The 22647-nt window shown below is 71.1% G+C and carries 19 protein-coding genes; 2 read left to right on the top strand and 17 right to left on the bottom strand.

The window, feature by feature from the left end; genetic code table 11:
• Window positions 1-102: 102 nt before the first annotated feature.
• From ABH920_RS40070 to ABH920_RS40035, 8 genes are all read right to left on the bottom strand, one after another.
• Window positions 103-1302, bottom strand: a complete 1200-nt coding sequence (locus tag ABH920_RS40070; protein ID WP_370354533.1) for a DUF6183 family protein — start codon at window positions 1300-1302, stop codon at window positions 103-105.
• A 106-nt stretch (window positions 1303-1408) separates the two neighbouring features.
• A complete protein-coding gene (locus ABH920_RS40065; RefSeq protein ID WP_370354532.1) occupies window positions 1409-2440 on the bottom strand; it encodes an NAD-dependent epimerase/dehydratase family protein in 1032 nt (343 codons plus the stop codon).
• Window positions 2441-2521: 81 nt separating this feature from the next.
• Window positions 2522-3799, bottom strand: a complete 1278-nt coding sequence (locus ABH920_RS40060) for a DUF445 domain-containing protein (protein WP_370354531.1) — start codon at window positions 3797-3799, stop codon at window positions 2522-2524.
• A complete protein-coding gene (locus ABH920_RS40055) occupies window positions 3777-6683 on the bottom strand; it encodes an AAA family ATPase (protein WP_370354530.1) in 2907 nt (968 codons plus the stop codon). Before ABH920_RS40055 ends, ABH920_RS40060 begins: the two co-directional genes overlap by 23 nt.
• Window positions 6680-7870 (bottom strand): exonuclease SbcCD subunit D, encoded by a 1191-nt coding sequence (locus ABH920_RS40050; RefSeq protein ID WP_370354529.1) that lies wholly within the window; start codon window positions 7868-7870, stop codon window positions 6680-6682. The genes ABH920_RS40055 and ABH920_RS40050 overlap by 4 nt, the downstream gene beginning before the upstream one ends.
• Before the next feature lie 51 nt (window positions 7871-7921).
• Window positions 7922-9007, bottom strand: coding sequence for a prephenate dehydrogenase (locus ABH920_RS40045; protein WP_370354528.1), 1086 nt, complete (start codon window positions 9005-9007; stop codon window positions 7922-7924).
• A 30-nt stretch (window positions 9008-9037) separates the two neighbouring features.
• Window positions 9038-9400: a chorismate mutase gene (gene aroH, locus ABH920_RS40040; protein ID WP_370354527.1), complete on the bottom strand. Its 363-nt coding sequence runs from the start codon at window positions 9398-9400 to the stop codon at window positions 9038-9040.
• Between the two features lie 58 nt (window positions 9401-9458).
• Entirely contained in the window at window positions 9459-10388 is a 930-nt protein-coding gene (locus ABH920_RS40035) for a helix-turn-helix transcriptional regulator (RefSeq protein WP_370354526.1), read from the bottom strand.
• 101 nt (window positions 10389-10489) lie between these two features.
• Between ABH920_RS40035 and ABH920_RS40030 the strand changes: the two genes are divergently transcribed.
• On the top strand, window positions 10490-12046 hold the full coding sequence (locus tag ABH920_RS40030) for an MFS transporter (protein WP_370354525.1): 1557 nt from the start codon (window positions 10490-10492) through the stop codon (window positions 12044-12046).
• A 100-nt stretch (window positions 12047-12146) separates the two neighbouring features.
• Here ABH920_RS40030 and ABH920_RS40025 read toward each other — a convergent pair whose 3' ends face one another.
• The 7 genes from ABH920_RS40025 to xerD all read right to left on the bottom strand — a co-directional run bounded on the left by ABH920_RS40025 (window position 12147) and on the right by xerD (window position 19013).
• Window positions 12147-13157: a pseudouridine synthase gene (locus ABH920_RS40025; RefSeq protein ID WP_370354524.1), complete on the bottom strand. Its 1011-nt coding sequence runs from the start codon at window positions 13155-13157 to the stop codon at window positions 12147-12149.
• A gap of 130 nt (window positions 13158-13287) precedes the next feature.
• Window positions 13288-14001 carry a septum formation family protein gene (locus ABH920_RS40020; protein WP_370354523.1) on the bottom strand — a complete coding sequence of 238 codons (714 nt, stop codon included), beginning with the start codon at window positions 13999-14001 and terminating at the stop codon, window positions 13288-13290.
• Window positions 14002-14128: 127 nt separating this feature from the next.
• Entirely contained in the window at window positions 14129-14683 is a 555-nt protein-coding gene (gene scpB / locus ABH920_RS40015) for an SMC-Scp complex subunit ScpB (RefSeq protein ID WP_370354596.1), read from the bottom strand.
• Between the two features lie 368 nt (window positions 14684-15051).
• On the bottom strand, window positions 15052-16065 hold the full coding sequence (locus ABH920_RS40010) for a ScpA family protein (protein ID WP_370354522.1): 1014 nt from the start codon (window positions 16063-16065) through the stop codon (window positions 15052-15054).
• 16 nt (window positions 16066-16081) lie between these two features.
• A complete protein-coding gene (locus ABH920_RS40005; protein WP_370354521.1) occupies window positions 16082-16672 on the bottom strand; it encodes a hypothetical protein in 591 nt (196 codons plus the stop codon).
• Window positions 16673-16674: 2 nt separating this feature from the next.
• Window positions 16675-17694: a ParA family protein gene (locus tag ABH920_RS40000; RefSeq protein WP_370354595.1), complete on the bottom strand. Its 1020-nt coding sequence runs from the start codon at window positions 17692-17694 to the stop codon at window positions 16675-16677.
• Between the two features lie 407 nt (window positions 17695-18101).
• Window positions 18102-19013 carry a site-specific tyrosine recombinase XerD gene (xerD, locus tag ABH920_RS39995; protein ID WP_370354520.1) on the bottom strand — a complete coding sequence of 304 codons (912 nt, stop codon included), beginning with the start codon at window positions 19011-19013 and terminating at the stop codon, window positions 18102-18104.
• 194 nt (window positions 19014-19207) lie between these two features.
• Between xerD and ABH920_RS39990 the strand changes: the two genes are divergently transcribed.
• Window positions 19208-19873 (top strand): hypothetical protein, encoded by a 666-nt coding sequence (locus ABH920_RS39990; protein WP_370354519.1) that lies wholly within the window; start codon window positions 19208-19210, stop codon window positions 19871-19873.
• 91 nt (window positions 19874-19964) lie between these two features.
• Here ABH920_RS39990 and ald read toward each other — a convergent pair whose 3' ends face one another.
• Both ald and ABH920_RS39980 read right to left on the bottom strand, forming a co-directional pair.
• A complete protein-coding gene (gene ald, locus ABH920_RS39985) occupies window positions 19965-21080 on the bottom strand; it encodes an alanine dehydrogenase (RefSeq protein ID WP_370354518.1) in 1116 nt (371 codons plus the stop codon).
• A 308-nt stretch (window positions 21081-21388) separates the two neighbouring features.
• The gene (locus tag ABH920_RS39980) at window positions 21389-22597 is read right to left on the bottom strand and encodes an RtcB family protein (RefSeq protein ID WP_370354517.1); all 1209 of its coding nucleotides are present in this window, start codon (window positions 22595-22597) and stop codon (window positions 21389-21391) included.
• Between the last annotated feature and the right edge of the window lie 50 nt (window positions 22598-22647).

Raw genomic sequence — 22647 nt, 5'->3', positions numbered from 1 at the left:
ACCACCGCGGTTCTCCCCTCCGGGGACTTCAACTCGATCGAGCGGGTGTTCTCTTCCGGAAATCGGAGCTCAAAAAGAACCCGATCCCGAAGAGGACCGACCTCACTCCGAATCAGTCGCGGCGAGCACGGCCATTCTGCGGCCGTCGGGCCGGACGGCGACCAGCCCGATGTCGCAGATGATCCCGGAGTACCAAGGCGCGTCCGCGTCGAAGCGATACCAGGCGCAGCGCTGGGCCCACAGCACCACGTCCAGCGCGCCGGCATCCTCCGGCGCTCCGGCGAGCGCGGCCAGCGAGCGCCAGGCGAACAGGCGGCTGTAGGCGCCGAAGCGGCCCCGGCCGTGGGCGCCTCCGTCCAGGGCCGCATGGAACAGAGACCACCAGGCTTCGTCCACGGCGATGCCGGAGACCGACAGCCGGACCGGCATGTCGCCGGGTTCGATGCACCGCAGGCCGAGCGTGGCCAGGGTCTCGGGAACGTTCGGCGGCGGGACCGGCCCGCCGAGGTCGAAGACCCTCGCCTCGATCCGGCCGTGGGAGTCCTCGACCCAGTTCATGACGGCGGCGGACAACCTGATCGAGGCCATCGGGGTGGTCAGGTCGGCGGCGAAGCGCCTGCGGTGCGCGCGGGGATGGAGGGTGATCTCGCGGCCTACGGTGCCGTTGACCGTGCCGCTGAAGCCGCCGCTGAGGGCGCCGCCGGCCCTGGTACCGCTTGTGCCACGGACCGAAGGGCCCCGGTCCCAGCCACGTTCGAACCCGGCCAGGTCCAGCGGCAGCCAGCCCAGCGGATGGCGGCGCATCGCGGCCGTGGCGGCCCACTCGGTGATCCAGGACCGGCCGCGCGCCGTGCCCTCGCGGAGCACGATCTCGTGCACCAGGCAGGCGCGGAAGGTGTCGCCGACGTCGTCCGCCAGGCCCTGGCCGATGAACGCGTCGGCGAAGGTCGCACGCCGCCGGTGCGCGGCCAGGCGCGCGGCGGCGATGCGGTCGATGTCGTGCCCGGCCGCGCGGCTGGCCGCGATCAGCCGGAGCGTCTGCGGGAGGTCGCCCTTGCCGGACACCTCGACGAGGAGCTTCATCAGGTGGTCGAAGATGTACAGGTACTGCCAGGCCCGCGGTTCGGCGCGGTGCGCCGCCAGCAGCGCGACGCCGAGGTCGCCGAGGTACCAGCTGTCGCCGTCGGCGCAGCGCCGCTCGGACTCGCCGCGGACCCAGCGGACGACCTTCTCGCTCTCGGCGCCGTGGGTGCGGCCGAGCTCGCGCAGCGACCGGATGGTCTGCTCGATCTGATCCGCCACGCCGTGAGCGTACGAACACTGCGATACCCGCGATGACGGTGTTTTTGCCGCGCGTCTGTCACGGTTCCTGTCGCGAGTTCGCTCACGACCTCCGTCACGACCTCCGTTACGAACTTCGCCGGGCGTCCCAGGCGGCGAACAGGGCACGCTCCTTGTCCTCGCTGAGCCCGTGCGGCCGGCGCGGCTGGTAGGTACGCCGGACGGTCCCGCCGTCGGCCGCCATCCAGGTCCAAGTGTCGCGGACCGTCTCGCGCAGTGGACGGCAGCGCAGGCCGGCCGCCTCGGCCCGGGAGGTGTCCGCGTCCCACGGCACGTCGCCCGGCGGGATCCAGATCGGCAGCTCGCTCCAGAAGCCGACGTCGGGCTGCGTCTCCAGGAACGCGCCGTCGACCCACTCCAGCTGGGCCGGGGAGCCGGTGGCGTCGATGCAGGCTTCGAGGAGTTCGCCGTAGGTGGAGGCGTTGGAGGGGGTGCCGGCGACGATGTAGCCGCCGGTCAGGCCCTGGTCGATGGCGCCGAGGGTGAACCGTGCGATGTCCCGGACGTCGATCGGGTTGATGAGGTAGCCGGGCTCGCCGGGAGCCAGGGTTCGCAGATCGCGCGTGGTGCCGGCGGCGGCCATCCGGAGCAGGAGCGCGGGCAGCCGGCCGACGTCCTCGTGCGGGCCGAGCAGCAGGCCCAGGCGCAGGGACAGGGCCCGGCCGGGGAAGTCGCGCTCGACGACGCGTTCGCAGCCGGCCTTGAGGGTGCCGTAGTCGCCGTCGTCGGGGCCGGCGTCCGGGGAGCAGTCGTGGAGCGGCGAGTCGTCGGCGACGGCCTCGGTCGGCCAGGCGGGGAAGACGTTGATGGTCGACATGAACACGTAGGCCGCGGCGCGGTCCGCGAGGGCGCGGACGGAGTCACCGACCACCCGCGGGACGTAGCCGGAGGTGTCGACGATCGCGTCCCAGGGGCCTTGGTCGGCCAGGCGGGCCAGGTCCTCCTTCGACTCGCGGTCGCCGCGCACGGACTCGACCCCGGGGACGTCCGGGGCGGTGCGGCCGCGGTTGAAGACGGTCACCTCGTGGCCGGCCGCCAGCGCCTCGGCCGCGACGGCCCGGCCGAGGAACGCGCTGCCGCCGAGTATGAGAAGTCGCATGGGGCCACCCTCGCAGGGGGCGGAGGGCGGGGGCCACCTCTGTCTGCCGACAGCGTAGGAGTGCTTACAGCGGAGGAGTGCCTACAGCGTGAGTTGCGTGATCGTGTAGATCAGCAGCCCGGCCAGCGCGCCGACCACCGTGCCGTTGATCCGGATGAACTGCAGGTCCCGGCCGACCTGGAGCTCGATCTTGCGGGAGGTGGCCGGGCCGTCCCAGGCCGCGACGGTGTCGGTGATCAGGGACGTGATCTCCTGGCGGTAGGTGGTCACCAGATGCACCGCCACCTCGCGGACCCAGCCGTCGGCCTTCTCCTGGATGGTGGTGTCGGTCTCCAGGCGGTGGCCCAGGCTCTGCAGACCCTCGCGCGCCCGGATCTGCAGGTCGCTGCCCGGGTCCTCGGCGGCCTCTATCACCGCCTGGCGCATGGCGGTCCAGCCCGAGCCGACCAGGCCCTGCAACGCGGGGTGGTCCAGCAGCTCGGTCTTGAACTTGTCGACGCGCGCGCGGGTCGCCGGGTCGGTCTTCAGCTCCTGGGCGTAGTCGGCGAGGAAGCGGTCCAGCGCGCCGCGCACCGGGTGGTTCTGGTCGTCGCGGACGCTGCCGGCCAGCTTCACCAGCTCGCGCTGGATGCGGCGGGCGACGGCGTCGTCCAGGAAGCGCGGGGACCACAGCGGGGCCTCGTTGGAGACCGCGTTGTTGATCGCCTCGGGGTGCGCCTCCAGCCAGTCGTGGGCGCGCACCGCGATCATGTCGACGACCTGGTGGTGGTTCCCGGACTCGGTGACGCGCTGGAGCAGGCCGCCGAGCGGGGTGGCGAGGTCGGCCTTGGCCAGCCGGGTGGTGACGGCCTCGCCGAGGATCTTCTGGATGTCCTCGTCGCGCAGCACGGTCAGCACGCCGCGCACCGCGGTGGCCAGCTCCTTGGTGACGCGGGCGGCGTTCTCCGGCTGCGAGAGCCACTGGCCGGTGCGGCGGGAGATGCCCAGGGCGGACAGCCGGCCGCGGATGACGTCCTCGGACAGGAAGTTCTCGCCGACGAACTCGCCCAGGCCCTCGCCGAACGCGTCCTTGCGCTTGGGGATGATCGCGGTGTGCGGGATCGGCAGGCCCAGCGGGTGCTTGAACAGGGCCGTGACGGCGAACCAGTCGGCCAGGCCGCCGACCATGCCGGCCTCGGCGGCGGCCTGGATGTAGCCGGTCCAGCCGGTGACGCCGTGGTTCTGGAGGATCTTCATGGTGATGTAGACGACCGCGGCTCCCAGCAGGAACCCGGTCGCCACGCTCTTCATGCGGCGCATCCCGTGGCGCTTCTGCAGTTCGCTGGTGGTCAGCGGTTCACTGGGCCGCGCTTTCGTCACGATCGTTATTGTGGCCCAGCGAGCGGACTTGCGCCGAGCCAACGGCTCGATAGCGGTCCGGGTCGCAGGTGAAGATGATGATTTGGGTGGGTTCGGGCGTGCTTCCGGCGCCGCCTGCGTGGTTGAGGAGCGCGCCGAGCATGCGGCGGCGGCCGGGGTCGGCGGCGCCGAGCGCGTCGTCGATGATCACCGGGACGCCGCCGTCCGGCCCGACCAGCGCGGCGCACGCCAGGCGCACGCACATCGCGACGGCTTCGCGCGCACCGGTCGAGAGCTCGGCGTAGGGGTCGGTGCGGCCGTCGAGGGTCCGGGAGGCGATGCGCAGGTCGGCGTCCACGGCGACGCCGAACGAGGCCCCGAACACCAGGCGGCCGAAGCGCTCGACCTGCTCCTTGAACGGGCCCTGATAGGCGCGGGTGGCCTCGTCGCGGCGGCGCAGGAGGGTTTCGTGGAGCAGCTGCGCGGCCTCGGCGCGGGCCGTGACCGAGGCCAGGTCGCGCTCAGCGGCGTCGCGGCGGGCCTCGGCTTCGCGGTGCCGGTCGGCGAGGTCGTCGCCGACGGCGTCCAGGCGCCCGGCGAGGTGCTGGAGGGCTTCGCGGGTGTCCTTGATCTCGGACTCGGTACGGCCCACGACGTCACGGGCATTGCGCAGCAGCAGCTCGACCTGCTCGGGCTCGGCCTCGCGGTAGGCGGCCTCGTGCGCGGCCCGGTCCTGGACGGCGGTGGCGAGCGCCTTGGCCGCGTCGGCGTCGCGCTCCTCGACCACCGGATCGGCGGCGGCGAGCCGGGCCTGGGCCAGCCGGGCCCCGGCGGCCTCGTACTCGGCGGCCAGGTGCTCGGCGCGCCCGGCGAGCTTCTGGGCCTCGGCGGCGAGCTCGTTGGCCCGCACCTCGGCCAGCCGCAGAGCGTCGGAGGCGCGCTCCAGGTTGGCGGCGGTCTCCTCGGACTCGGCGCGCCGGAGCTCGGCGACGGTGTCGGCCTCGTCGCGATCGACCGGCGGCAGGACGGAGGGATCGCGACGATCGAGGTGGTCGGCGATGCGCGCCTCAAGCCGAGCCTGCTCATCGGCGAGCGCGGCAGGGTCCTTGCTCAGCTTCTTGCGCGCGGACTCGGCGGCGGCCAGCGCGGCCCGCGCCTCGACGTGCCGCTGGAGGCGCACGCGGGCGGAGGCGAGGTCGCGCACGCCGGCCTGGAGGCAGAGCGTGGCGAGGGCGGCCTCGGCGGTGTCGAGCTCGGCGCGGAGCTCGCGCTCGCTGGCGCCGGGGGCGAGGGTGACGCGCAGGACGCCTTCGGCTTCGATGACGAGGTGGTCGGTGATGCGGCGGACGAGGGGGTCGGCGAGCGCGGCGACAGTGCGGGCTTCGGGGATCAGCGATGCCGCCGCGCCGGCGCGGGCTTCAGGCACAGAAGCGCCTGCTTGCTCGGCATCAAGCAGACCAGCATGCGCCGCGAGCACCGCAGTAGCACCGGTTTGCTCGGCCGCCAGCGAGCCTGCTGCGCGCGCTTCAGGAAGCGCTGCGGCGGCGGACTGGCTGGTCTGCTCGGTGCCGAGCATCCCTGAACTGCCGGCCGCCAGCGCGTCGGCCGCCGACACCGTCACCACCGCGCTCCCGAGCCGCTCGACGCGGACCGTCGCGGCGGCGACCTCGATCGTGGTGCGGGCGTCGCGGACGCTACGGTCGGCTTTGTCGATCGCGTCGACCGCGCGGTCGTCGATCTCGGTGGCAGCGGTCTCGGCGGCGGCGAGCTCGACTTCGCGGTCGGATTCGGACAGGGCTTCGCGGTCGGCGCGGACGCGTTCGAGTTCGTAGGCGTCGCGCATCCAGCGGTAGTCGGCGTCGGCTTCCTGGTAGCGGCGCAGCGCGTGGCGGTGTGCCTCGTCGGCGGTGCGGTGCATCGCCAGGGCGCCGGTGCGGCGGTCGTCGGCTTCGGTGCGGAGTTCGGCGTGTGCGGCGATCTGCGTGGTGAGCGTGGCGAGTTCGCCCTGGTAGTCGCTCACGCTCTGCACCAGCGCCTGCCGCGCCTCCCAGGCGCCGGCGGCCAGTTCCGCGTCGCGCGAGGCCCGGTCCACCAGCGCGTCGGCGCCGTCGCGGCGGGCCCGCAGGGTCTCCACGTGCTTGGCGCGCCGGCCGTACTTCTCGACGTCGCCGCGGTCGGTCAGCAGCCGCTGCTGCAGGTCGGTCAGGCGCGCGGTGACCTCGCCGTGGCGCTCGGTGTCGGCCTCGACGCGCGCCAGCGTCGCCGCCAGCTCGGCGGCCTCGGACGTGGCGGTCGCGGACGCGTCCAGCTTGGTCCGGTACTCCCCCGTCGGCTGGCGGTTCTTCGCGGTGAAGTAGCGCGCGAACTCCTTCTCGACGCGCTGGACCAGCGTGTCCTCGTCAGCCGCGCCGGGGCCCGAGGCACCGCCGGCGGCCGTGTCCAGGGCCGCGCGCAGGGAGGCGCTGCCGGCGATGCGGTCCACGTCGAAGGGCTTGTCCTGCAACACGCGCAGGGCCTTGAACAGGTCGTAGTCCGTGGCCTGATTCAGGATCGCCAGGACCCGCTCGTGCGCCTCGCGTCCGGTCAGCGTCTCCGGGGACGGCGCGAGGATCCGCAGCTCGGTCAGCGGACGCAGCCAGCGCTTGCGGTACACCAGGTGGTACCCGCCGACCCGGAACTCGGCCTCGACCTCGGGGCTGGCGTCGCTGTGCCGTGGCTTGACGGCGCGCACCGCCTCCTTGCGGGAGGAGTCGAGCTCGTCCAGCAGCAGGCCGAAGGCCTCGATGGTGCTGCTCTTGCCGGACTCGTTCGGGCCCTCGACCACGGTCACACCGTGCTCGGCGAACGTCAGCTCCCGGTCGGCGACGCCGCGGAAGTCGGTCAGCCGGATCCGCAGCAGCCTCACGAAGCCCTCCCGGAGACGGAACCGACGACAGAACCGGAGCCGGAACCGGAACCGGAGCCCGAGAGCCGCACCAGCAGCCCGAGCGCGTCCGAAGCCTGCCGCGCGGTCGCCTCATCGCCGGCGGCCGCCAGCTCCCGCAGGTCCTCCAGCGCCCGCGCCGCGAAGCCGGTCAGGCCGAGCGCGTCGAAGTCGTCGTCGGCGGGGCGGATCGCCAGGTCGGTGCGGCTCGACGAGTCGCGGAAGCCGGCGAACAGGTCGGCGGCCTCCTCCCGGACCGCGTCGAGCGCGTCCTTCTCGGCGACCGACAGGGTCCCGCGGAGCGCGAAGTTCAGGATCGTCCGGTCCTTGTCCGGCCGCGCCGCCAGCCGGTCGCGGAGCGCCGCGACGTCGGCCGCGCCGGAGACCTCGACCGTGACCGGCTCGAACCGCCAGGTCCCGACCCGGTGCCGGGTCACTGTCGGCGGCCCCTGGAGGTCGGCCTCGTCGATCTCCACGATCAGGACGTTGCCGGCGTCCACCTCGTCGAAGTCCGTCGGCTCCGGCGCCCCCGAGTACCACACCCGGGGCGTGACCTCAGTGGTCGAATGCCGGTCACCGAGCGCGACGTAGTGTGCCTTCCCGGCCTCCAGCGCCGCGCGCACGCCGGCGATCCGGATCAGCGCCACCGGGTCGGACTGCGGGGCGACCGCGTCCACCGCGCCGTGGCCGACGGCGACGCGCACCACGCCCGGCGAGGCCGGGTCGAGGGCGGTGAGCAGGTCGCCGAGCAGGTCCGACGTCGGCCGCTTGGAGCGCCACGGCGCGCCCACGACCTCGAAGCCGGGACGCACCTCGACGGGCTTCTCGTCGCGCAGCACCACCACGTTCTCCGGGCACGCGCGCAGGAAGCGCTCCGAGTCCCAGATCGACGCCGCGTTCAGCGGATCGTGGTTGCCCGGCAGCAGGAACACCTTCAGCGGCAGGTCCTTCAGCTTCTCCATGGCCTGCCGCACCGTGCGCGCTGACTCGGCGTTCGTCTCGAACACGTCCCCGCCGACCACCACCGCTTCGCAGCCCTCGGACACCGCCAGGCGGCCGAGCGTGGCGAGCACGTCACGCCGCGCGGCGTCGAACTGGCCCTGGCGTTCGGGGTCCAGGAACCGGCGGCTCATGCCGAGCTGCCAGTCGGCGGTGTGCAGGAATCGCATAGAGGTCCACCGTAGACGGTGGGACCGTCAGCCCGTGGCGGATCGGCGCGGTCAGGACTGGACCCGCCAGCCGGACGCGGCCAGATCCGCCGAGAGGCGGTCGGCCACGGCCGGGTCGACCAGCAGTTCCACCAGGCCGGCCTCGCGGCCCGGGGAGTGGTCGATGCGGACGTCCTCGATGTTCACACCCAGGCTGCCGGCGGTGGCGAACAGCCGCGCCAGCTCGCCGGGACGGTCGGAGATCAGCACCGGTACCGCGGTGTAAGAGGCCGAAGCCGCTCCGTGCTTGCCGGGGATGCGGGCGTGGCCGGCGTTGCCGCGGCGCAGCAGTTCGGCCAGGTCGGTGGCCCCGCGCTTGGCGGCGTCGGCATCGGAGCCGGCCACCGCGCGCAGCGCGTCGACGGCCTCGTTCAGGTCCGCGGCGTAGGCGGCCAGGACCTCGGCGATCGCCGGGGCGTTGGCCGACAGGATGTCCTCCCACAGCTCCGGGGCGCCGCCGGCGATGCGTGTCAGATCCCGGATACCGGTACCGGAGATGCGCACCGACTCCTCGCGGGCGTTCTCCAGGCGCGCGGCCATGAGCGCGGCGACCAGGTGCGGCGCGTGCGAGATCAGCGCCACGGCGTGGTCGTGCTCCTCGGTATCCATCACCACCGGCACCGCGCCGCACAGCGAGACCAGCTCCAGTGCCTGGTTCAGGGCGTCACGGGACGTGGTCGGGCCGGGGGTCAGCACCCAGGGACGGCCCTCGAACAGGTCGGCGCGGGCGGCCAGCGGGCCGGAGCGCTCGCGGCCGGCCAGCGGATGGCCGCCGATGAAGCGGCTCAGGTCGGCGCCGGCCTCCTCGGCGGAGCCGTGCACCAGCGCCTTGACCGAGGCCACGTCGGTGTAGACGCGGGCCCAGTCCTCGCGCTGCGCCTCGGCCAGGACGCGCCCTATGCGCGCCGGCGGCACGGCCAGGATGGCGACGTCCACCGGCTGGGTCGGGCGGCCGTTGTGGCCGGCGCCCAGGGAGGCCGCGGTCCGCGCGGCGGCCTCGTCGGTGTCGCTCAGGTACACCTCGATACCGCGACGCGCCAACGCCAAGGCGATGGACGTGCCGATGAGTCCGGTACCGACGACGAGGGCGGAGCGCATAAAAGCAACCCTATCGGCCCGACAGGCGAACTACTGCGCGATGTCCTTGCGCAAAGCCGCCGCGCCACCGAGGTAAACGTGCTGAATTTCATGCTTGCTACGCAGGGTCTCTACGTGCGCCAGCAGGCGGACCACACGCGGCATCGCGCCGGCGACGTCGATCTCCTGCGCGCACATCAGCGGCACGTCGACGATGCCGAGCTCGCGCGCGGCCAGCGCCGGGAACTCGCTGTGCAGGTCCGGGGTAGCCGTGAACAGCATGCTGATCAGGTCGTCGACGGCGAAGCCGTTCTGCTCCATCACCTCCTTGACCAGCTCCGTGGTGCCGGCCAACAGGTGGTCCCGGTCATCGTGGTCCAACTGGATCGCGCCTCGTACCGCCCGGACTGCCATGCGACCACTTTACTGATCTGTACCCCACGAAGATCTGCACCCTATGAAAATCTGCGGCCTACGCCGGAGCGTCGAAGCTGTGGCCGCAGGGGTAGGTCATGCCGGTCGGCAGGCTCTCGCTGCGCAGCAGCTCGAAGCGCTCGCGGGTGCCCGCGTCGTTCGGGGTGTAGACGGTCATCCGGGTCTCCGGGGTCGCGGCCACGTCGAACGTGGTGACCACGACGTTGAGCTCGCCGATCGCCGGGTGCCGGAAGACCTTCACCCGGACGCCGCCGTCGGCCACGCCGTGCTCGGCCCACAGCTCGGCGAACTCCGGGCTGGCCGCGCACAGCCGCTTCACGAACTCGTCCCAGGCCGGCTCGCCGACGTGCCGGCCGTAGCGGGCGCGGAAGTTCGCGACCATCCGGGCCAGGTCCTCCTGGCGGTTCACGAACGGGTGGCAGCACTTGGGGCTGGTGAAGCACGACCACAGCGAGTTCCGCTTGTCCTCGGGCAGGTTCACCAGGAACGGGAACAGCAGCGCGTAGGGGCGGTTCCAGGCCAGGATGTCGTTGCGGCCGTTGATCACCGAAGCCGGCAGCGGGTCCAGGCCGTCCAGGATCTCCTGGACCTCCGGGTCCAGGCGCCGGCACCCGCTCACCGCGGGGACCGCCGGGACGTCGGCCAGCTGGTACAGGTGCTCGGTCTCGGCCGGGTCCAGGCGCAGCGTGCGGGCCACCGCGTCCAGGACCTGGACGCTGGCGTTGATCTGCCGGCCCTGCTCCAGCCAGGTGTACCAGGTCACCCCCACGCCGGCGAGCTGCGCGACCTCCTCGCGGCGCAGGCCCGGGGTGCGGCGCCGGGTGCCGGTGGGCAGGCCCAGAACCTCCGGGTCGAGCCGCTCGCGCCGGCTGCGCAGGAACGAGGCCAGCTCCGAGCGGCGCGGCGCGGCGTCCTTGGCGGGGGCACGAACCGGGGACAGCGGCGGGAGGGAAACGTCTATGCTCACACCACCATGATGCATCCTCGGACATCCTGGTGCCAGGTACTGCTGGTAATAGGATAACGGGACTCCTGGTACCCCCATAAAGTCCGGCGCATCCTGGTGTTGTGACCAAGACCTTGAGCGCGTCCGGGACCGGACCGAACCAGATGACGACCTCCGCCGGCGCGGGCGCCGCGACCTTAAACCCGCCAAGACACCAGCGTACGCCGGGCGCTGCGGACGCCCCGGCCGGCAACCGCCGGTCGGGGCTGATCCTGGCCACCATCCTGGTCGGCTACTTCATGGCCCTGCTGGACGGCTCGATCGTCAACGTGGCACTGCCCAGCATCCGCGAGAAGCTGCACGCCAACGGCGCCAGCCTGCAGCTGGTCGCCGCCGGCTACATCATCGCCTACGCGGTGCTGCTGGTGACCGGGGCCCGGCTGGGCCGCATCCTGGGCCACGAGCGGCTGTTCAAGGCCGGGCTGGCCGGCTTCACCATCGCCTCGCTGGCCTGCGGCGTCGCGCAGAACAGCGGCGAGCTGATCGTCTTCCGGGTGATCCAGGGCATAGCCGCGGCGATCATGCTGCCGCAGGTGCTCAGCCTGATCCAGCAGAACTTCCAGGGCGAGGCCCGGGCCAAGGCGATGAGCGCCTGGACCGCGGTGCTGGCCTCCGGGATCGTGGTCGGGCAGGTGCTCGGCGGCGTGCTGGTGACCGCGAACCTGTTCGGGTGGTCGTGGCGGCCGGTGTTCCTGGTGAACGTGCCGATCGGGATCGTGCTGTACATCGCGGCGATGCGCTCGCTGCCCTCGGTGAAGCCGCAGAACACCGCGGCCGGCAACAAGGTGGACCTGGCCGGCGTGCTGACCCTGTCGCCGACCATCCTGGCCCTGGTGGTGCCGCTGGTGCTGGGCCACGACGAGCACTGGCCGGTCTGGGGCTGGGTGCTGCTGGCCCTGACCGTGCCGCTGCTGGCGCTGTTCCTGGCCGTCGAGCGCCGGGTGGCGCGCCGCGGCACCCCGCCGATCCTGCCGGGCCGGATCCTGTCGATGTCCGGGATGAAGCCCTCGCTGGTCGTGATCTTCCTGGTCATGACGGTCTACGCCGGCAACCTGTTCGCCACCGCGATCCACCTGCAGGGCGCGCTGGGCTTCAGCGCGCTGAAGACCGGCCTGGCCTTCGCCCCGTGCGCGGCCTCGTTCGGCCTGGTGAGCTACTTCTGGCGGAACATCCCGGCGCACCTGGTCCGCCGACTGTCGGTGCTCGGCCTGCTGGTCGGCGCGGCCAGCATGGCGGCGCAGATCTGGATGTTCAAGGACGGCGGCTACGGCGGCCTGTGGTTCTACCTGAACCAGATGGTCTTCGGTCTGGGCATCGGCCTGGGCAACGCCCCGACGATGACGCTGGCCCTGATGCGGGTGCCGGTCACCGACGCGGCCGACGCCTCCGGCACGCTGGCCACGAACGCGCAGCTGGCGCAGGTCGTGGGCATCGCCTCGCTGGGCACGCTGTACCTGACGATCGCCGCCGGGCACGCGGTGCACTCCGCGGGCCACGCCATGGCCTACCTGTCGGGCGCCGGCGTGGTGGTGACGCTGGTGGCGGTGGTGTTCTCCTTCCACCTGTACCGGCTGGACAAGCACGAGCGGGCCGCGAAGGCTGTGGCTGCTGCGGCGTGAGGTGCCTGAAGTACTGAAGTAAATCGCGAAGCGCCCCCGGATGATCCGGGGGCGCTTCGCGTTGGTGGTGCTTTTCTGTGGCGCTTTTCTGTAGTGCTCTTTAGAGCCCGACGGCCTTGTAGATCGCGCCGACCTCTTCCTTGTTGAGCGGACGCAGCCGCTCCTGCTTCTGGTCGCCGAGCGAGATCGGCCCGAACTTGGTCCGCACCAGGCCGCGCACCGGGAGCCCGACGGCCTCCATGATGCGGCGGATGATGCGGTTGCGGCCCTCGTGGATGGTGATCTCCACCAGCGCGTTGCGGCCCACGGAGTCCAGGAGGCGGAAGTGGTCCACGCGGGCCAGGCCGTCCTCCAGGTCCACGCCCTCGCGCAGGCGGCGGCCCAGGTCCTTCGGGACGGTGCCGTAGACCTGCGCGCGGTAGACCTTGCGGATCTCGTAGGAGGGGTGCGCCAGCCGGTGCGCGAGCTCGCCGTCGTTGGTGAGCAGGATCAGGCCCTCGGTGTCGATGTCGAGGCGGCCGACGTGGAACAGGCGCTCGTTGCGGCCGCGGACGTAGTCGCCGAGGTTGGGGCGGTCCGGGTCGTCCATCGCGGAGACCACGCCGACCGGCTTGCTGAAGGCGAAGTGGACGATGCCCTCGGCGGTGGAGATGCGCATGCCGTCCACGCGGATCACCGCGGTCTCGGGGTCCACGCGCATGCCCTGGTGGCGCACGATCTCGCCGTTGACCTCGACGCGGCCGGCGGCGATCAGGTCCTCGCTGACACGGCGGCTGCCGACGCCGGCCTGGGCCAGGACTTTCTGGAGGCGGACGCCTTCTTCGTTGGGGTCGGCGAAGGGGTCGTAGTCGCGCCAGTCGCGGCCGCCGGAGGTTGCTCCGGCACCGGATGCAGAGCCGGAACCGGCGCCTGCGGGGCGGGCGCTGGACTTGCCGGGGGAACGTCCGCCGGCGGGGGCGGGCTTGCGTCCGCCGGATCCCGCTCCGGTCTGCCGGGAGCCCGCGGAGCCGCCAGAGCCGCCGGAGCCGGATCCCCGGGATCCACCGGCGGAGCCGGAGCCGCGGCCTCCACCGGACTTACTGGGCTGGGAACGGCGAGCGGGGGTGTTCATGGCAACCATTGTCCCCTATCTGGGACCCCCGCTCGTCCGCCCTCGTTCAGCCGGGCTACACGCCCGATGTGTGCGGGCCGGCGGCCGTCTGGCTCTGGCCGTTCAGCTCTGGCTGTTCAGCTCTGGCCGTTCAGCTCTTGATGATGGAGCCGGTGTAGTCGGTGTCGTTCTCGTAGACGCAGGTGATGTCATGGTAGCCCTGCGCCCAGGTGCTGTCGTCGGCGAAGAGCATGCTCGGCTGCGCGTTCTGCGGCAGCTTGGACTCGTCGACCTTGGTCTTGGCCGCGCTTTCGCAGAGCGGCTGGGCGTTGGTCGTCAGCTCGTCGTCGGTCGGGGCCACGGAGGTGGCACCGGGGTAGGTGAAGCTGTAGAACGCCTGCGCGTCGTGGGGCTGGGTGCAGGGGATCGCCTTCACCGAGGCGAAGCCGGTCGCGGCGTCGGTCGGCTTCTCGTAGCAGTCGCCGGCGTGGAGGCTGACGGCGTCCAGGGTGCCGGCCTTGCTGATGGTGCCGGAGGCGTCGCGGTGGGACTTGTGGGCGTTGTTGACCAGGTAGCTGATGCCGCCACCGATCACGATGACGGCGACCACGCCGAGGCGGACGTACAGCAGGATCGGGCGGCGCTTGCGCTTGGGGGCCGGGCCGTAGTTGGCGGGGCCGCCGTTGCCGTACGGGTTCTGCGGGGCCTGGGCGTAAGGGTTCTGCTGCTGGCCATGCGGGTTCTGCTGGCCATAGGGGTTCTGCGGCTGCGCACCATAGGGCATCTGGTCCTGAACCGGCGCGTAGCTCCCGCCGGGACCAGATATGCCCTGGTAGGGCGGCTGGTTGGTTTGAGGTTCGGTCATGGCGGGAAGAGTAGTGGGCCGCGCCGACAACGTATTGCTCAGTTGACACAGAGATGATCGATGCCTGATTCATCCCGGTTTCGGCGTGGGTCGAAATGCCGCCACCAGCGCGGATGAGGCCGGCGTGTCAGGCCAGCGACTCGTTTTCCTCCATCGACTCCACCGAGGGCAGCAACGGTGCCAGCTCCGGCAGCTCGTCGAGCGTGCGCATGCCCATCTTCTCCAGGAAGAGAAGCGTGGTGCGGTAGAGGATGGCGCCGGAGTCCACGTCGGTGCCGGCCTCCTCGATCAGGCCGCGGGTGAGCAGCGTGCGCATGACGCCGTCGCAGTTCACGCCGCGCACCGCAGAGATGCGCGACCGGCTGACCGGCTGGCGGTACGCGACGACGGCGAGGGTCTCCAGCGCGGGCTGACTGAGCTTGGCCTGCTGACCGTCGAGAACGAACTTCTCGACGAGCGGCGCACACGCCGCGCGAGTGTAGAGGCGCCAGCCGCCGGCAACCTGCCGGAGGTCGAAGCCGCGCTGCTGCTCGGTGTACTCGGCGGAAAGCTCGTGGAGAGTCTGGACGACCTCGTCGCGCGGGCGCTCGGTGATCTGAGCCAGGACGACGTCGGCGACCGGTTCCTCGACCACCAGGAGGATCGCCTCCAGGCACTGCCGCAGCGGCGGGAGGGGCGCCATGTCGGTGGAGAGCTGCCAGGTGGCTTCGTCGAGGGCGGCGAGGGAGGGCTCGGCCTCGGTGCGCGGGGACGGCAGCGGGGACTTGGATTCGCTGCGCGGGGCGGGGAAGGCGGTGGTGATGGCGGGCTCGGCGCGCGGCAGAGAAGGCTCAGCGACCTGATCGGCGCCAGCAGAAGCCTCGGCAGCGGGCGATTCAGCAGGCTCAGCAACCTGGTCGGCGGCCGAAGACTCGGCAGCGGCGGCAGCAGCGGGCCCGGCGGCCTGCTCGCCGGCAGCCGAAGATTCGGCGGCAGCGGAAGCCGTCTCGGCAGCAGCGCCGTCGTCGCCCTCGGCGGCGTACTCCGGGCTCTCGTACTCCCAGTCGTCGCTCATTCCAGCTCTCCCGCTTCCCACTGTTCGTCCACCGCTTCCAGCTCCGCCTCGGCCGTCTCCTCGTCCGCCGGGGCGCTGCGGTCGAACTCGTCGACCGCGACCTTCAGGTCGCCTTCCTCGGTGCCGGTCCAGGAGATGGTCAGTTCGGCGAAGGCGTCGGGCTGGTCGAACATCACCGCCGCTTCGCGGAAGAGTTCCAGGAGGCCGAGGAAGCGGGCGACGATGGTCAGGGTGTCCGGGGCGTCTTCGCACAGCTTTTCGAAGGAGGCTTTGCGGAACTCGCGCATCTTCGCGATCAGGACCGCCACCTGTTCGCGGACGCTGACCTTGCTGCCGTGCAGGTGCGTGACCGAGACCTCCGGCGGGGTCTTCGGGGTCATGGCCTTGATCGCAAGGGCGGCGAACTGCTCGGGGGTGAGGTTGATGATCACTTCGGGGAGCAGGTCCGCGAAGGACGGTTCCAGCTTCACCGAGCGCGGGAACATGCGGCCGGCGGCGGCGTGGCGGCGGCCGAGGTCGGTGGCGACCTGCTTGTAGGCCTTGTACTGGAGCAGGCGGGCGAACAGCAGGTCGCGCGCTTCCAGCAGGGCCAGGTCGCCTTCGTCCTCGACCTCGGCGGCCGGGAGGAGACGCGCTGCCTTCAGGTCCAGCAGGGTCGCGGCGATGACCAGGAACTCCGAGGCCTGGTCCAGGTCCCAGGAGTCGCCCATGGCGCGGATGTAGGCGATGAACTCGTCGGTGACCTTGGACAGCGCCAGGGTGGTGACGTCCAGTTTGTGCTTGGCGATCAGGCCCAGGAGCAGGTCGAAGGGGCCCTCGAACTCCGGGAGGCTGACCTGGAAGCCCTCGACGCGGACCGCGGTGTCCTCGGTGCCGGCCGGGGCTTTCTCGGCGGGAGCAGCCTCGGCCGCAGCGGCATCGGACGTGCCAGGAGTGCTGGACGCGTCCGCCACGTCCCCCGCACTCGCCGCATCCGCATCCGCCGCGGCTTGGTCCACTTCCAGAGTCACGCTTGCACTCTAGCGGTCACCCGCCGGCCGACAGCCGCTTGACCAGGATGCTGTCCCGCCCGCGCGCGTCGAGGTCGGCCAGCAGCGCGGCCACGGCCTCGCGCACGATGCGCCCGCGGTCCACCGCCAGGCCGTACTCGCCGCGCAGCATGATGCGCGCGTGCTCCAAGCCGATGAGCTCGTCCGGGGACACGTAGACGGTGATCTTCTCGTCGTGGCGCTCGCGGCCGCTCGGCCGGCGCGGGGCCGTGACCTTGCGGGTTTGAGCCGGCGGGGCCGGCGGGGCGACTTCCGGTGCCGGAACCGCCGGCTCAGCCGCCGATGCCGCCGATGCCGCTGAAGTCGCCGACGTCGCTGAAGCCTGTACCGCGGCCGCCGCCTCCTCGGCGGAGACCGCCGGCGCGGGCACCGTCTTGCCCGGCGCCTTCGGCCCGGCCGCGTCGGACGCGGCCGGCGGCGCGACCGGAGTGTGACCCCGGTCGCCCCGGTCGCCCCGGTCGCGGCCCGGCGGACGCTCGGCGCTCTCGTCCTCGCGGGCCTCCCGGCCCTCGCGCACCAGCGTGCCGTTGCCGGCCGTGGTGCGGAACAGCTCGTCAGCCGCGGGCATCCTCACCCGGCGTGGCACCGGACCAGAACCTCCCTCGCCAGCTGGCGGTAGGCGGCGGCGCCGACCGATGCCGAGGCGTACGAGGTGATGGGCTCGCCGGCGACGGTGGTCTCCGGGAAGCGGACGGTGCGGCCGATCACGGTGTGGAACACCTGCGGGCCGAAGGCCTGGACCACGCGGGCCAGCACCTCGCGGCCGTGCACGGTGCGGGCGTCGTACATCGTGGCCAGGATGCCGTCGAGCTCCAGCTCCGGGTTCAGCCGCTCGCGGACCTTCTCGATGGTCTCGGTCAGCAGCGCCACGCCGCGCAGCGCGAAGAACTCGCACTCCAGCGGGACGATCACGCTGTGCGCGGCCGTCAGCGCGTTGACGGTGAGCAGGCCCAGCGAGGGCTGGCAGTCGATGATGATGAAGTCGTAGTCCTGCATCACCGGCTTGAGCGTGCGCGCCAGCGCCGACTCCCGGGCGACCTCGGTGACCAGCTGCACCTCGGCGGCCGACAGGTCGATGTTCGACGGCAGCAGGTCCATGCCCGGCGTCACCGTCTTGAGCAGCACGTCCTCGACGTTCACCCCGCGGTGCATCAGCAGGTTGTAGACCGTGCGGTCCAGCTCCATCGGGTTCACGCCCAGGCCCACCGACAGCGCGCCCTGCGGGTCGAAGTCGACCAGCAGCACCTTCTGCCCGTACTCGGCCAGCGCGGCGCCCAGGTTGATGGTCGACGTGGTCTTCCCGACGCCGCCCTTCTGGTTGCACATCGCGATGATGCGCGCCGGGCCGTGCTCGACCGGGGGGCGGGGCACCGGGAACCGCGGCATCGGACGGCCGGTCGGCCCCACCCGCTCGCGGCGCTGCGTCGCCGGGTCCGGCGCGAGCGTGGCGGCGTAGTCGGGGTCCGGCTCTATCTCCGCGTCCGGGTCGAACCCGTCCTGGTAGCGGAGTTCGTCCTCGATGATGCCGTAGGGATCGTCGAACTCCACTCCGGCGCGAGCGGCGTCGGAGGTCTTGTCAGTCGTGTTCATCATGTCCTCGGAACGCTGTGGATTACGAGGAGCAGGCGTGATCCCCGTCTGAGACGCCATCGCGCCGGCGGAGCCGCCCTGGGCGGCGGAGGTCGGTGCTACCACCTGACCGGCGGCAAATGTCGACTCATTCACAAGTCGTTCTACCTCCTTACCGACTTGCCCACTCTCATCGCTGGAGTGACTCTATGGGCACGGTGTCATTACAGCAAGGCAATGAGACACACAGGGGTCGTTTCAACCCGGTTCCTGGCGGAAAACAGGAGATAAATCACCCGAACCGGTATGCGCGGCCGCTATCTGTCATCTCATATCAGGATGGTTGGTCACGGGTGTGTCACAGTACACATCCGAGTACCCGTGACACCCCGCGCGACTGCGCTTCCCGAGCGGTCAGCGTACCGCGATCAGCCGTTCAGAGCTCTGGGATGGCTGGTGGCGTACACCTCACGGAGCCGATCGACGGTCACGCGTGTGTAGATCTGGGTGGTCGTGGCCGAACTGTGACCCAACAACTCCTGCACGGTGCGGATGTCCGCTCCCCCGTCGAGCAGATGGGTCGCGAACGAGTGCCGCAGGGTGTGCGGGGAGACCTTGCCGGCCAGGCCCACGCGCTCGGCCACGGCGCCGAGGATCGTCCACGCGCCCTGACGTGTCAGCCGTCCGCCGCGCGCGTTGAGGAACAGCGCGCCCGCGGTCCCTGATCTGGCTTTGCGCGCGAGTTCGGGACGCAGCCGGACCAGGTAGTCGTCGATGGCGCGGCAGGCGTAGGAGCCGACGGGGACGAGGCGCTGCTTGCCGCCCTTGCCGTCGAGGATGACCGTGCGGTCTTCGCGGTCGACGTCGTCCACGTCCAGCGCCACGGCCTCGCTGACGCGCGCGCCGGTGCTGTACAGGAACTCCAGCAGGGCTCTGTCGCGCAGCGCCAGGGGCTCGTCGATCTCGGTCGCCGCGAGCAGCCGCTCAATGTCGTCCAGCGGCAGCGCCTTGGGCAGCCGCAGCGGCACCTGCGGCGGCGCCACGTCGTCGGTGACGTCGACGCCGACCCAGCCTTCGGACAACGCAAAGCGGTGCAGACCGCGTACGGCCGACATCGTCCGCGCCGCGGACGACGCCGCGCCGCCCTGGAGGCTCGCAAGAAACGCGCCGATGTCCGAACGGTCGACATCGCTGAGATTTGCACGCCCGCGCGTATCCAAGAAAACCCTGTACCGCGCGAGGTCTCTCCGATAGGCGGCGAGGGTGTTGGAACTCAGGCCCCGCTCGACCGACAGGTGCTCCAGATGGGCCTTGACACGGTATTCAAGCTCGTCGGACACGGGGTCACCGTACCCCGCGGCGATCCATCAGGTTTCTGATGGGTCGGCAGGTCGGGTGTCGTTCGGCTGATGTTTGCTCGGGGCTTTGTGGGCGGGACCTTACTTGTGGGGGTCCCATGGCGTAAAACAGTCGTTCCGGCACTGTGCCGGACGTGCGTTCGTCACGCACTGAATTTGTGGGGGTTTCGGGCACAATGGACTTCAAGCAACTCCAGGCCAGACTGGGCCGCAACGGCCAGGTCATCGTGGCCGGCGGAATTTTGATGCTGATCGACAGCTTCTTCGGCTGGTACGGCCTCAGCGGCGGCGACAGCTCGCAGCTGAAGGCGATGGGCGTGCAGACCAGCGTCAGCGGGTGGAGTGCCGGGTTCGGGGCCTGGTTCTCGGTGCTGCTGATCGTCGCGGTCGCGGCCGTGGCCGTGCTGGGGGCGATGGGCCGGCTGCCGCTCGCCCCGCTGATGGTCGGGTTCGTGGAGGCCGCCGGCAGCGTGCTGGCCGTGGTCGTCCTGCTGCTGCGCTGGATGACCTACCCGAGCGCCTCCGGCGTCGGGGTGAGCGTCGGCGCGCTGTGGGGCACGTACGTGGGCGTCGTGCTGGCGGTCATCGTCGCGGTGTTCGCCTACCTGGACTTCACCGCCAAGGGCGGCGACATCAAGAACCTGGCCGCGGTGTTCCAGGGCGGCGCGGGCGGTCCGGGCGGACCGGCCGGCCCCTCGGGTCCGGCGTTCGACCCGAACCAGGCCCCGTACCAGGCCCAGCAGCCGTACCAGGCGCAGCAGCCCTACCAGGGACAGCAGCCCTATCAGGGGCAGCAGCAGCCGTACCAGGGACAGCAGCAGCCGCCGTACAACCAGCAGTGACCGAAGGCCTTTCGGGCAAGCTTGAAAGGGCCCTGGCGCTTTGCCAGGGCCCTTTTCGGCGCCGTTTTCAGTTGGCTCGGAGCGTCAGCCGTCAGGCCAGGACCTCGTCCAGCTTCAGCGACGGAAGGCCGTGCGCCTCGCCGACCTGCGGGTAGGTCAGCTGGCCGGCGTGCGTGTTCAGGCCCAGCGCCAGGGCGTGGTCGCGCTGGCAGGCTTCCTTCCAGCCCAGGTTCGCGATCTCGACCGCGTAGGGCAGCGTGACGTTGGTCAGCGCGTAGGTGGAGGTGTAGGGCACCGCGCCGGGCATGTTGGCCACGCAGTAGAAGACCGAGTCGTGGACCTGGAAGGTCGGCTCGGCGTGCGTGGTCGGGTGCGAGTCCTCGAAGCAGCCGCCCTGGTCGATGGCGATGTCGACGAGCACCGAGCCCGGCTTCATGCGCGAGACCAGGTCGTTGCTGACCAGCTTGGGCGCCTTGGCGCCGGGGACCAGGACCGCGCCGATGACCAGGTCTGCCTCCAGGCAGGCCTGCTCGATCTCGAAGGCGTTGGAGGCCAGGGTCTGGATCGAGCCGAACTGGTCGGCGTCCACCTGGCGCAGCCGGGCGATGCTCTTGTCGAGCAGCTTGACCTGGGCGCCCATGCCCTTGGCGATGACCGCGGCGTTGATGCCGGAGACGCCGCCGCCGATGACCACCACGTTCGCGGCCTGCACGCCGGGCACGCCGCCCATCAGCACGCCGCGGCCGCCGTTGGCCTTCTGCAGGGTGGCCGCGCCGACCTGGGCCGCCATCCGGCCGGCCACCTCGGACATCGGGGCCAGCAGCGGCAGCGAGCCGTCGGGCAGCTGCACGGTCTCGTAGGCGATGGCGGTGATGCCGGAGTCCAGCAGGGCGTCGGTGCACTCGCGGGAGGCTGCCAGGTGCAGGTAGGTGAACAGGATCTGGTCCCGGCGCATGCGGTGGTACTCCGCCGCGATCGGCTCCTTGACCTTCAGGATCAGGTCGCCGGTGGCCCAGACCTCGTCGGCGGTGGCCAGGATGGTGGCGCCGGCGGCGACGTACTGCTCGTCGGACAGGGACGAGCCGGCGCCGGCGTCCTTCTCGACGAAGACCTCGTGGCCGTTGCGGACCAGCTCGTGGACCCCGGAGGGGGTGATCGCGACGCGGTACTCGTTGTTCTTGAGTTCGCGGGGAACGCCGACCTTCATGGCGACCAGATCCTTCGTTCGGTTCGAAAACGGAACCGACCTCGCTGTCGGCTCCGCCGGTGCTCGATACAGAAATGCCAGATGCACTCGATATGGTGGTGAATGTGATCGAGTGACCGACTCGCGCCAAAGGCGATGTGGCGAGTGTATCTCCGAGCGAGCGGTTGGATCGGTGACAGCGTGTCAAGCTGAGAGCCGGAAATCGTACGGGTTGACGCGCCGCCTGCCTTCCGTTCGAAGGTGGCCGAGGTCATCGGCCTGGGGAAGGCAGGCGGGTTCGGTGGTCAGCCGGGTGGTCAGCCGGGTGGTCAGCCCTTGACGCAGACCACCTGCTTGAGTTCCGCGACGATCTCCACCAGGTCGGTCTGCCGCGCCATGACCGACCGGATGTCCTTGTACGCGCCGGGGATCTCGTCGACGACCCCGGGGTCCTTCCGGCACTCGACACCCTTGGTCTGCTTCTTCAGGTCCTCGACGGTGAACTGCTTGCGCGCCTGGTTCCGGCTCATGCGCCGGCCGGCACCGTGCGAGGCGGAGTTGTACGCGGCGTCGTTCCCCAGCCCCCGGACGATGTAGGAGCCGGTGCCCATGGAGCCGGGGATGATGCCCAGGTCCCCGCCGCCGGCCCGGATCGCACCCTTGCGGGTGACGAGGACGTCGACACCGTCGTAGGTCTCCTCCGCCACGTAGTTGTGGTGGCAGGAGATGGCCTTGTCGAAGCCGACCTTAGGGAACTCCTTACGTATGACTTCCGCGAAGAGCCAGAGCATCACGGCCCGGTTGCGCCGCGCGTACTCCTGCGCCCAGAACAGATCGCGCCGGTAGGCCGCCATCTGCGGCGTGTCCGCGAGGAAGACCGCGAGGTCCGGATCGGGGAGGTCCTGGTTCTGCGGGAGCGTCCGCGCGACCTCGATGTGGTGCGCGGCGAGCTGGTTGCCGATGCCCCGGGAGCCGGAGTGCAGCATGAGCCAGACGCCGCCCTGCGCGTCGAGGTTCACCTCGAGGAAGTGGTTGCCGCCGCCGAGCGTCCCCATCTGCTCGGACACCCGCCCCCGCTTCCCCCGGGTGACGGAGGGCTCAAGCTCGTCGAAGCCCTCCCAGAAGTCGTGCCACCCCCGCAGCGGCTTCTTGGCACCGGGCTCCTGCACGGCGTCGAGGCGCACGTCCTTGTGGTGCACACCCCGCCCGACCGGAATCGCCTGCTCGATGCGCGTCCGCAGCTTGCCGAGGTTGTCAGGCAGCTGATCGGCCACAAGCGTCGTCTTGACCGCGGACATGCCACAGCCGATGTCGACCCCCACCGCCGCCGGCGAGACAGCCCCCTTCATCGCGATGACCGACCCGACCGTCGCCCCGATCCCGAGGTGCACATCCGGCATCACGGCGACGCCGTGCGTCCAGGGCAGGGCCGCGACGTTTCGGAGCTGGTCCAGCGCCTGCGGTTCGACAGACTCCGGGTCGGCCCACATCCGGATCGGCGAGCTCTGCTCGGTCGATCCGGGAACTGTCGTGTACATGCTTCTACCCTGCCTCTTTCGCATTCGTGTTCGTTGGAAGACGAGAACTA

Origin of the sequence: Catenulispora sp. EB89 (assembly GCF_041261445.1) — a bacterium.
In the GTDB taxonomy this organism is placed as follows: domain Bacteria; phylum Actinomycetota; class Actinomycetes; order Streptomycetales; family Catenulisporaceae; genus Catenulispora.
The sequence above is the reverse complement of the archived record's forward strand: the minus strand, read 5'-3'. Positions and strand labels throughout refer to the sequence as shown.